The sequence below is a fragment of the Aerosakkonema funiforme FACHB-1375 genome (genome assembly GCF_014696265.1).
GTDB classification, from domain to species: Bacteria; Cyanobacteriota; Cyanobacteriia; order Cyanobacteriales; family Aerosakkonemataceae; genus Aerosakkonema; species Aerosakkonema funiforme_A.
Genome location: NZ_JACJPW010000188.1, coordinates 1 through 10,534, shown reverse-complemented (window position 1 = coordinate 10,534; position 10,534 = coordinate 1). Strand labels below are relative to the sequence as shown.

At 44.7% G+C, this 10,534-nt stretch carries 11 protein-coding genes; 9 read left to right on the top strand and 2 right to left on the bottom strand.

From position 1 onward, the window contains the following. Positions 1-11 precede the first annotated feature (11 nt). Positions 12-866 carry a S8 family peptidase gene (locus tag H6G03_RS35915; protein WP_190475503.1) on the bottom strand — a complete coding sequence of 285 codons (855 nt, stop codon included), beginning with the start codon at positions 864-866 and terminating at the stop codon, positions 12-14. Between the two features lie 999 nt (positions 867-1,865). Here H6G03_RS35915 and H6G03_RS35905 point away from each other — a divergent pair. The 9 genes from H6G03_RS35905 (at position 1,866) to H6G03_RS35865 (ending at position 10,276) form a co-directional block, all read left to right on the top strand. Beyond that, positions 1,866-2,159, top strand: coding sequence for a hypothetical protein (locus H6G03_RS35905; RefSeq protein WP_190475501.1), 294 nt, complete (start codon positions 1,866-1,868; stop codon positions 2,157-2,159). Further along, positions 2,146-3,444 carry a DUF6745 domain-containing protein gene (locus H6G03_RS35900; RefSeq protein WP_190475499.1) on the top strand — a complete coding sequence of 433 codons (1,299 nt, stop codon included), beginning with the start codon at positions 2,146-2,148 and terminating at the stop codon, positions 3,442-3,444. The genes H6G03_RS35905 and H6G03_RS35900 overlap by 14 nt, the downstream gene beginning before the upstream one ends. A 37-nt stretch (positions 3,445-3,481) precedes the next feature. Beyond that, positions 3,482-4,501: a DUF6745 domain-containing protein gene (locus tag H6G03_RS35895; RefSeq protein ID WP_190475497.1), complete on the top strand. Its 1,020-nt coding sequence runs from the start codon at positions 3,482-3,484 to the stop codon at positions 4,499-4,501. 1 nt (position 4,502) lies between these two features. Continuing rightward, complete coding sequence (locus H6G03_RS35890; protein ID WP_190475495.1) at positions 4,503-6,170, top strand: DUF6745 domain-containing protein; 1,668 nt, start codon at positions 4,503-4,505, stop codon at positions 6,168-6,170. A 72-nt stretch (positions 6,171-6,242) separates the two neighbouring features. Beyond that, complete coding sequence (locus H6G03_RS35885) at positions 6,243-6,497, top strand: hypothetical protein (protein WP_190475491.1); 255 nt, start codon at positions 6,243-6,245, stop codon at positions 6,495-6,497. Further along, complete coding sequence (locus H6G03_RS35880; protein WP_190475490.1) at positions 6,478-6,897, top strand: PIN domain-containing protein; 420 nt, start codon at positions 6,478-6,480, stop codon at positions 6,895-6,897. Before H6G03_RS35885 ends, H6G03_RS35880 begins: the two co-directional genes overlap by 20 nt. A gap of 103 nt (positions 6,898-7,000) precedes the next feature. Next, the gene (locus tag H6G03_RS35875; protein ID WP_190475488.1) at positions 7,001-8,569 is read left to right on the top strand and encodes an NAD(P)H-quinone oxidoreductase subunit N; all 1,569 of its coding nucleotides are present in this window, start codon (positions 7,001-7,003) and stop codon (positions 8,567-8,569) included. Positions 8,570-8,650: 81 nt separating this feature from the next. Continuing rightward, positions 8,651-9,436, top strand: a complete 786-nt coding sequence (locus H6G03_RS35870; protein WP_190475486.1) for a type VI secretion system accessory protein TagJ — start codon at positions 8,651-8,653, stop codon at positions 9,434-9,436. A gap of 93 nt (positions 9,437-9,529) precedes the next feature. Then, positions 9,530-10,276, top strand: coding sequence for a metallophosphoesterase (locus H6G03_RS35865; protein ID WP_190475484.1), 747 nt, complete (start codon positions 9,530-9,532; stop codon positions 10,274-10,276). Between the two features lie 13 nt (positions 10,277-10,289). Here the strand turns inward: H6G03_RS35865 and H6G03_RS35860 are convergent. Beyond that, a partial coding sequence (locus H6G03_RS35860) for a hypothetical protein (RefSeq protein ID WP_190464960.1) occupies positions 10,290-10,534 on the bottom strand: 245 nt, incomplete at its 5' end.

The window sequence follows — 10,534 nt, the reverse complement described above, 5'->3', positions numbered from 1 at the left end:
TATATTGAAAATCAGAAGTGGAAGCCCGGTACTTGACGGCGATTAAAATCGCCAGGTGCATTCATCCCCATGTCTAAAGCCAGGGGCTTCCTGCACGGTTCAGGTGAAGGATCGGGGTCGTTAAAGTTGAAGTCGTAGCTGTAGGCTGCTTGGTACTGGGGGTTTAGATCTGGGTGGGTGTATTGCAATCCATCATCCACAATACCGATGACCGCACCTTCTCCTTTGACTGTGTTCCAAGCTGTTTCTACGTTTGCATCTGCTCCGGGAGTACCGCCAGTTTGACCGGTGTTCTTCAGGTGCCACTGCTGGGTGAAGAGGGGATCGTTGGGAATGAAGCGCGGGTCTTTGGTTTCTTTGCTGTCGGCAGAGCGCGTCTGCTGCTGGCGCGGTACTAAGGGATAGAAAAAGGTAACGCCTTCTAGGGATTGTAACTGTTTGGCGATCGCATTGGCATCGCTTCGTGCGCTAAATTGCCATACGTAAGTATTGGGAATATAGCCGGTAGATTGCACTTGCTTGGCTCCCAGACTGGGTGCTAAGTTCCGAGAAGTTCCTACGTCTGATAAACCTACTATCCATTTGTCAGTTGCAGCCAGTTCTTCGCGAGTGTAGTTTGTGAGATCGGAAGCCCGAATAACTGCATATTTTAATTGTTCGGAAAGTTCCCTCGGTAGCGATTCGTATTTCAGTCCTGTAAAGCGGGTATCGTTTGGCGTTTTACCTGTTAACAAGTCTTCGCGAGGGGTTGATACGTCGTCTCTGGAGCCAGATCCAGACTTTTGGTTTTCGTTTTTAGTAGATGTAGCTTCGTCGAGGAGATCGGAATTCAAAATGTCTTGATTAGATAGCTTGTCGGTTTCCATTTTTGACCTCTTCATTGATATGTTTTCAGTTGAAAAACACTAAAAAACCGAGCGCTTACTTGGCAATTAAACAGAATTACGCAGGTAATTCTGCATATTGCTCAAACCAAGTACTCACTTTTTTAATGCTTGATGTGCATGAACACATCGCTGTACTGACGGTTGTAACCCCCATCATCAGCTCGTGCGGCATCAAAACCTTACCTACCCAACCGCTTTTAGAAAAATAGCTTTTGGATAAGCTTTTCAGGTTTTAAAAAGCCAAATTTTGAAATTATTAGGTGCGAAATTCCAGCCATAAGTGTAATTTCGATAATCGCAAATTGCCGATTGCGATCGTCGCTCGACATTAGGATTGATCGCAGATTTCTACGTCCTGCTGGTAGCTCTCATCTGTGGCAGCAATCTAAGCAAACAAGCCATACATATCAAAGTAACCTTTGATAATTAGCTGTCTAGTCGCTCAAAGAATGCTCTTTTGCCGCTGTTGGCGGCAGGGAATTAGTGCCTGTAAGTTTTCGATTTGGCGAGCAGATTGGTTCTCTCGCTTCTACATACCCTTAAAAATACGTATCCCTAGAACTAGATTTTTACTGAAATTTTTATGGGTATGTAAAATTACGAATCCAACTTAACTGAGACTTCACAAAAGTGTCAAGAAGTCTTGAAACAGTTCGTAAATACTTTATGATTCTTAATACTTAGGTACGTATTTACCGATATAAGCCGCTCTCCGTACCTCACTCATACCAAATCTGCTTCCGTTATTTTTGGGGAAGGGGGAAAAGGGGGTAGCAGACCCGGATTTGGTATCGGCTGACAACGGTTGTATGACCGCACCCGCTAAAATCAAGCAAAAAGGTGATTTGGGAAGGGTCGGAATCATAGCGTATAATCATTGATAAGTCAAACTAAATTTTTATCTAGCGGAGAACTGCCGACTGGGTAGAAGGAACAGCCAGCTGTATCCAAACTTTGATGTGTTTTGGGAGAGAGCCAATGCAACCGATTCGACAAGGCGATGTGATTTTACTGCCAGCGCAGCAAGCTGAAGGGAAAAAACTACCTCACTTAACGTTGGCAGAGGGTGAGGTGACGGGACACGCTCACCGCATTAGCAAGGGAGAAGCTGAGTTATTAGAGCGGGATGGTACTCTTTATCTGCGCGTGCTTTCCAAAGAAGCAATCTTAACTCACGAAGAGCATAAGCAGATTTCCATTCCCCAAGGTAACTGGATGGTGAGGATTCAGCGGGAATACGAACCAGCGGGATGGCGGTATGTCGCCGACTAAAGTTGAGAAGCTGACTCCAGAGCAAGAAGCTTTGATTCCTGTTTATCGGCATAAGTGGAGAGGTATTGACCTTTCCACTGAGCCGATCGATCGCCAAAAAGCTGCCCATTCAGTCAAAGCTGCCTATGCAGCAATGGGCAAACCAGAGCCCGAAATTCGCTTTTTGTCAAGTCCCGCCGCACTTGGGGAATTGGTGGGGGAAAAATCTGCTCATCAATTAGCGCAGGAATTCGGGGCTCCTTTGTTGACGTGGTTGCCAACGCAACTGTGCGATCGCATTCAGCATCAGATCCAAGCGGAACTTTGGCAGAAATTGCAATCCGAATCATCTCACGATCGCTTTTCTCTGTTGCTGTTGGCATTGCCAGATTTTGTGATTCCCAGACAAGATGAATTGCTGGGACAGCTCTGGCTGGAGTGGCAGGATAGACTGCTCCAGCAAATGTGGGAGCAACAGCAAGCATCCATGCGGGAACATCTGCTGGAACAGCCAGGTGGAGAGTTTATCTCCCAAATTGGCGATTTTTTGTGGATGCAGATGGGTGAGCCGCTTTCCAGACAATTGGAAGAAACCCTGTGGAAACCGCTGGCAAACTTACCTGCAATCCAACAATGGCAACAAGATTGGCACTCGTCGTTGTTGGGAATAGCAAGTGGATGGGCACTTGTGTCCGGTGTAATTCGCAATATGCAGGCGCTTTCTATAGATACGATCGATTTCTGCATTTCTGTCCTCAATTGCGATTACGATCGACAAAAGTGGTCGGCGCTGCAATCTTTAGTCCAAGACTGCGGTTGGGTGTTTCCCCTGGAGAGGGCTTGTCTAGTTTGCGATCGTCCCCGTCAGATGCGTTACGATAGCGAAAATCGCCTCCACGCGGAAGGGGAACCGGCAATTGAGTTTGCCGACGGATACAGGGTGTATGCTTATCGCGGTGTGCGATTGCCGGAAAAGTATGGCAGCATCTACCCGCACCAGTGGCAAGCAGAATGGCTGTTAGAAGAAAATAACGCCGAACTGAGGCGTGTGTTGATTCAGGGGATTGGCTACGGGCGTATTTGTCAAGAATTGCAAGCTCAAGATTTGGATTCTTGGCGGGAATACACTCTATTAAAAATTGATAGCGATGTTGATGTGGAGCCGATATATTTGTTGAAAATGACTTGCCCTAGCACGGGATATATTCATGCCACTCGCGTACCGCCGCATATGCGATCGGCACGGGAAGCAATTGGCTGGGTGAATTGGGGAATTGACCCGGCAGAATTTTCTGTGGAAACATGAATTGATTGTGATTAAATATTGGGGCAGGTCTGGCCATATGTCGCCAACTAGGATTGAGAAGCTTACCCTAGAGCAAGAAGCTTTGATTCCGATAATTCGCCAAAAGTGGAGAGCGATCGCTCTTTCTACCAAACGGCTCGATCGTAAAAAAGCCGCAGCAGCGGTGCGATCGGTCTACGAGCTGATGGGGAAAAAGGAACCTAAAATAGTTTTCTGCGAAAGTCCTTATGCGGCAATGAAAATTGCCCCCAAAACTGATAAGGCGCTTTCGAGTATTGAAGTTATAAATTATTTGTACCGACCGCTACGACTGCAACTGAGACTGCAAATAGGTGAACGCACGAGCAATCAGTTATGGCACAAACTTGAGCCCGGACTGGGGAGTCGAATGCACGACCAATTACGCAGTCAACTGCAAAAGCATATAAATAGCCAATTTGTCAACTGCATAGAGCCGCAATTATGGGTAAGTGAGGCGAGTTGGCTGGAATTTTGTATTTCGATATTAAGGTGCGATCGCGCAGAAAATATTTGGTCGGTATTTCAATCTTTGGTGAAGCATTGTAGTTGGATTTACCTGTGGGAAGATATTTGCATTTTGAGCGATCGACCGATAAAATTATATTTTGATAATCAAAATCGTCTCCATGCAGAAGGAGAACCCGCCGTACAGTTTGGCGATGGTTATTGCTTATACTCCCATCACGGTGTAACTTTACCTGAAAAATACGGCGTTTTGCACCCCCATCAATGGCAAGCTGAATGGCTATTATCTGAGGAAAATGCCGAAATTCGGCGCGTGCTGATTCAAGGGATAGGTTACGGCAGAATTAGTCAAGAGTTGGAATTTACTAAATTGGATGATTGGCGAGAATATACTTTACTAAAAATTGATAATAATATCGATGTGGAACCAATTTATTTGCTAAAAATGACCTGTCCGAGTACGGGAATGATTCATACATTGCGCGTACCTCCTAACTTTGAATCGGCGAAAGAAGCAATTCGCTGGGTGAATTGGGGAATTACACCAGAGAAATTTTCAGTGGAAACCTGAAATGTCGAAAAGCAAAATAACCGAACTGACACCAGAGCAAGAGGCGCTAATTCCAGTTTATGTGGAAAAGTGGCGAAAAATAGCTATTTACACGGAACCAATTGACCGCGAAAAAGCCGCAGAAGCAATAGATGCAGCATACGCGGCAATTGGTTTGTATAAACCTCGTTTGATGTTTTACGATAGTCCTTACGAAGGTTTTGGTAAGTTAGACTCTAGGCTGCAAAATCTCTCGAAAAAAGGAGTAAAAACTCTACTGCACAAACAGTATATGGAGGAAATGTCGAGACGCAGCCCTTTGATTAGGCAATTGTGGATCGTTTTAAAAGGACAGATAGAGAAGCAAGTAGGAAGAGAATTATATAGGCTACTTGAGAGAGAGTTAAGATATGAAGTAAGTAAAAATTTGTTTCAAATAGAGCGGCAACTCTACAATCAAATGGAAAGCCAATTGTACAGTAGAGAGTATTTATATACGAGCGAACAGATAAACCGCTCGGAAATGAATATCAGTACAGAACGTACTCCGCTAGAAGAGGTATTGAAACTCTCTATCACACCAGAAACATTGGCTGGTTCTATCTGTTTTTATGACTTTTGTATCTCTGTCTTGAATTGCACTTGCGATCGCGCTAAATGGGAAGCGCTCCAGTTGATAGTTAAAGATTGTGGGTGGTTTACACCCTTTAAAAATATAGCAATTTTGTGCGATCGACCCATCAAACTATCTTTAGATGATCGAAATCTTCTTCATGCAGAAGGAGAACCAGCCATCGAGTATGCTGATGGATACAACTTATACTCTTATCGCGGCGTAACCTTACCTGAAAAATACGGAAAATTGTACCCGCATCAGTGGCAAACTGAATGGCTTTTAGAGGAGGAAGAAAACGAGATTCGTCGAGCGCTGATACAGGGTATTGGCTACGCACGAATATGCGAAAGATGGCCTGCTACGGAAATAGATAATTGGCTGGAATACACCATCTTAAATGTGAAGATAAATTACCAAAAAATTGACCTTTTAAGAAAAACCTCTCCTAGCACTGGAAAAATTGAATTTTTAGAGTTGCCTCACGACTTTAAATCAGCGAGGGAAGCTGTTGCTTCTATTTCCATCCTAAATTTCCTTTGTGAGCAAAAGCAAGAAGGAGCATTTCGTCAGCTATTAAGCCATTGGCGCTGGTGGGATTTTGAAAAGACCGATATTGTCTGGGAACGACCCATAAAAGTATCCTTCGATAATCAAAATCGCCTCCACGCAGAAGGAGAAGCAGCAATTGAGTTTGCGGATGGATATAGTTTGTACTTTTATCGCGGTGTAATGTTACCTGAAAAATATGGGAAACTGCACCCGCATCAGTGGCAAGCCCAATGGCTGTTACAAGAAGGAAACGTTGAAGTCAGACGAGTGTTAATGCCAGGAATTGGTTATGCAAAAATGTGTCAAGAGTTGCGAGTTAATGAAATAGATTCTTGGCAGGAATACACTCTATTGAAATTACATCATTATTTTGAATACGATGGTATTTTTTTATTAAAAATGACCTGTCCGAGTACAGGACAAATTTACGCTTTGCGAGTACCGCCGAAGATGCGATCGGCTAGAGAGGCGATCCGATGGGTAAATTGGGGAATCGACCCAGAGGAATTTGCAGTACAAACATAAGTATAATAGGGTGCGTTACCCTCTGAAGTAAGCTAAAATTGCCTCGGATTGGGATAGCAAAGGGTAAGCAAAATGGCAAAAATTGAACTCGATATCGACGAAGCAACTCTGGCGCGTGTAAATTGGTTGTCAAAGGTACACAACTGTACAAAAGACGAGTTGATTGTAGAAGCCGTTAGGCAAATGGCTGTGGCGGAAGTGGACAAGTATCCTTTGCTGGGGGGGTGGGAAGATGAACCTGAATTGGTTGATGAGATAATGGGTGATATTATGAAAGATCGATCGGCACATCCATTAAATCAAAAATTTGGACAAAGCACTACTTGACACGGATATTTTTTCTGAAAGCCGCAAGCGTATTAATCAGGGCGTCTTAGCCAAAGCTACCGCTTATCTGAATGTATTTGGACAGTACACTATTTCTGTCATCAAAGTGACTGAGGTTGTTAAAGGATGGCTTAAGCTTCAACGGGAAGACCGAATTCAGCAGTTTTTGGCGGCTATTGCTAGTGCGGAAGTGTTGATAGTGGAAACTCAGATTGCGGAAATGGCAGGAAGGATTTACGGAGATTTGGAAAGAACGGGACAACCAATTGGTCTGGCTGATGCGATAATTACTGCTACTGCTCTACAAAACGATTTAACTTTAGTGACGGGCAATTTATCGCACTATCAGCGGATTCAAGGATTGGGTTACAGTTTAAAACTGGATAATTGGCGATCGTAGAAGCATTGGGGAGATCGCAGTACAAACACCCGGAAACGTAATAATATTCAATAATGTTAAAAGTCCCTGTTTCCATGCCTAATCGCCGATCGTTATACAATCTATGAGTTTTGCTGAACTAGCAGCCCAGCTAAATGCTGGCACAATATGGCCAGAGGGTATTGTCATCATCACCCTCATTGCGGTCTTGATTGGTGACTTAATTGTGGGGCGGACTTCTGCACGCTGGACACCCTATTTAGCGATCGCAGGACTTTTCGCCTCCATCCTCGCCCTGTACTTTCAATGGGGTAGCAATAACCCCATCGCATTTCTGGGTGAGTTTAACGGCGATGCCCTCAGTATCGTGTTTCGCGGTATCGTTGCCTTATCGGCGGCGGTGACAATTTTGATGTCCATCCGCTACGTGGAACAATCTGGCACTTCCTTGGGGGAATTTATCGCCATTTTGCTAACCGCGACGCTGGGCGGTATGTTCCTCTGTGGGGCGGACGAACTGGTAACGATATTTATCGCGCTGGAAACCCTCAGTATTTCCTCTTACCTGCTCACAGGTTACACCAAACGCGACCCTCGCTCTAACGAAGCGGCGTTGAAATACCTGTTGATTGGGGCTTCGAGTTCGGCGATATTCCTGTACGGCATATCTTTGCTGTACGGTTTGTCGGGTGGGGAAACTCGTTTGAGTGCGATCGCATCCGGTATAGGCGATAGCGGTCAATCTTTAGGTTTGGTAATTGCCTTGGTATTTGCGATCGCAGGTATCGCCTTCAAAATCTCCGCCGTACCTTTCCACCAGTGGACGCCTGACGTTTACGAAGGTTCGCCTACTCCAGTTGTAGCCTTCCTTTCCGTGGGTTCCAAAGCAGCTGGTTTCGCCCTTGCGATCCGCTTACTGGTAACTGCTTTCCCCTTAGTAACCGATCAGTGGCGATTTGTCTTCACCGCCCTCGCCATTCTCAGCATGGTTTTGGGTAACGTAGTCGCCCTCGCCCAAACTAGCATGAAACGGCTGCTGGCTTACTCTTCGATCGGGCAAGCCGGTTTCGTGATGATCGGTTTGATTGCAGGTACTCAAGCAGGTTATGCCAGCATGATCTTTTATATGCTGATTTACCTGTTCATGAACTTGGGCGGTTTCATCTGCGTGATTTTGTTCACCCTGCGGACGGGAACTGACCAAATTAGCGAGTACTCCGGTTTGTATCAAAAAGACCCCCTCCTCACTTTGGGACTCAGCATTTGTCTGCTTTCCTTGGGAGGAATTCCGCCTTTGGCCGGTTTCTTTGGCAAAATTTATCTATTCTGGGCAGGTTGGCAAGCTGGACTTTACGGTTTGGTGTTGCTGGCGTTAGTGACTAGCGTTATCTCGATTTACTACTACATCCGCGTTGTCAAGATGATGGTAGTGAAAGAACCGCAAGAAATGTCGGAAACTGTGCAGAATTATCCAGAAATTCGCTGGAATTTGCCCGGTATGCGGCCTTTGCAAGTGGGTTTGGTGGTGATGTTATTGGCTACCTCGTTGGCGGGAATTCTGTCTAATCCGCTGTTTACGCTGGCTAACAGTTCGGTTGTGGGTACCCCGATCCTGCAACAAGCGATCGCACCTGTTTCCGCACCAGCAGTTAGCATGAATGTGCAAGCAGTCAGCAGCTTTCCGCAAAACTAAACAGCGAAGCATAATTACTGAAAGTTAGAAACTGCCTGACATATCTGTCAGGCTTTTTTTATCAAAGGGGACTAAGTATAAATGAAAACCGAAGATTGGCTGATTCAAGGTAATTTAACAGAAGCGATCGCACAAGCTTACCGGGATGTGTCAGAAGACTCTCAAAACGCTTCCCTTAGCTTTCTTCTATTTGAACTGCTTGTGCTGGCGGAAGATTTCGATGCAGCAGAAGATCGACTGCGCGATGTAGCATTAGCAGATACCAGATTATCGGAAGCTGCTGAGTTCTACTTCGCTATTCTCAACGCCGAGCGATCGCGCTACAATTTTTTGAGCCAACTTCAAGGCGCACCCCAAGCTTTGCAAGAACCTCCCGCCTACGGTGCAAAATTTATCAATGCTTTGGGACTGCTGTGCGAATCGAGAATAGAAGAAGCGGAAGCTTTACTCGACGAAGCTTGGAAGGAAGTTCCCAAATTATCGGGAATTTTGGATGGCGAAGAATTTACGCAAATTCGCGATGCCGATGATGTATTAGGGCCTTTTTTAGAAGCGGTGATTCCCGAAGGCTATTTCTGGATTCCCTTTGAGCAGATCGAGCGAATTGAATTCCAAGAAAGACAAGGTTATCAAGATACAATTTGGTTGCCAGCATACATCGAAATGAAAGGAGGAATTCAAGGCGATTTGTGGGTTCCTTCTTTGTATTCGGGAACTGGAATAAAAGATGATGTCTTAAGATTGGGACAAATGACTGCCTGGGAATATCCATCGGAAAAGATCGGTCGAGCCTACGGACAGCGAGATATTGTCTGCGATAAAAAGTTAATAGGTATCCGGCAAATATCAACAATTGTATTTGGCTAATGAAAAGGCAGGTTTTGAATCGTTTTTTAAATTATTGGATGAATTCGATCGGCGAGATAAAAGTTTGAATGGAAATGGGGTAGAGGAAATAAAATGAAGTTGCATATCCTCAGCGATTTACATATAGAGTTTGAGCAATTCACCCCTTTGGTAACTAATGCAGACGTTATTATTCTAGCTGGGGATATTCACGTTGGTAAAAAAGGTGTAGATTGGGCTAAACATTACTTTCCAGATCTGCCTGTAATTTATGTTTTAGGTAACCATGAGTACTACGGAAAGGCATTTCCAAAACATATTGACGATCTCAAACGATCGGCAGAAGGCACGAATATCCATATTTTGGAGAATGACAGCTTGATAATTAACGACATTAAATTCTTGGGCTGCACGTTATGGACAGATTTTAGCTTGTTTGGCGATCCTAAAATTGCTGGGTATGAAGCAACCCGAATAATGACTGATTACAGGAAAATTCGAGTCAGTCCCGATTATCGCAAACTACGGTCTATTGATACGGCAATCATCCATAATAAGTCATTACGCTGGTTGGGTGAAGAACTGTTAAACAACCAAAATAACAAAATAGTGGTAATTACCCATCATGCACCAAGTAAACGCTCTTTAGCTGTGTGCGATCGAGATGATATTCTCAGTGCTGCTTATGCCTCAAACCTTGATAAATTTGTTGAAGAATCTAGTATTTCTTTATGGATACACGGGCACATCCACTGTCAACATGATTATTTGCTCGGAAGCACGCGAGTAATTTGTAATCCTAGAGGTTATCCAGACGAACGAAACAAGAATTTTATCCCTGATTTGGAGATAGAGTTCTGAAGCCACCCCAGCCCTAAAGGGACGGGGGTTCAAAATGCGATGAAACCTCCACTTGGCTCTCCCAAATTGGTACAACATCCAAGTTCTTAGTGTTGGCATTTTGAACTTTCGCTGCGACTCGCTCTGACTCTGGGAATTTCCCAAAGGAAGAAGGAACTTGTCCTCCTAATCGCAAGTTAATTTTCGTGGTCGCCTGTCTCCAAGCCGCATACAAGAGCGGTTCCGCACTTAACCAAGCGTTTTGTGCTTGATTCGCTT

Coding starts and splice junctions, on each gene's coding strand:
- H6G03_RS35915 (WP_190475503.1), bottom strand. CDS start 866: ATGGAAACCGACAAGCTATCTAATCAAGACATTTTGAATTCCGATCTC.
- H6G03_RS35865 (WP_190475484.1), top strand. CDS start 9,530: ATGAAGTTGCATATCCTCAGCGATTTACATATAGAGTTTGAGCAATTC.
- H6G03_RS35875 (WP_190475488.1), top strand. CDS start 7,001: ATGAGTTTTGCTGAACTAGCAGCCCAGCTAAATGCTGGCACAATATGG.
- H6G03_RS35895 (WP_190475497.1), top strand. CDS start 3,482: ATGTCGCCAACTAGGATTGAGAAGCTTACCCTAGAGCAAGAAGCTTTG.
- H6G03_RS35905 (WP_190475501.1), top strand. CDS start 1,866: ATGCAACCGATTCGACAAGGCGATGTGATTTTACTGCCAGCGCAGCAA.
- H6G03_RS35870 (WP_190475486.1), top strand. CDS start 8,651: ATGAAAACCGAAGATTGGCTGATTCAAGGTAATTTAACAGAAGCGATC.
- H6G03_RS35890 (WP_190475495.1), top strand. CDS start 4,503: ATGTCGAAAAGCAAAATAACCGAACTGACACCAGAGCAAGAGGCGCTA.
- H6G03_RS35885 (WP_190475491.1), top strand. CDS start 6,243: ATGGCAAAAATTGAACTCGATATCGACGAAGCAACTCTGGCGCGTGTA.
- H6G03_RS35900 (WP_190475499.1), top strand. CDS start 2,146: ATGTCGCCGACTAAAGTTGAGAAGCTGACTCCAGAGCAAGAAGCTTTG.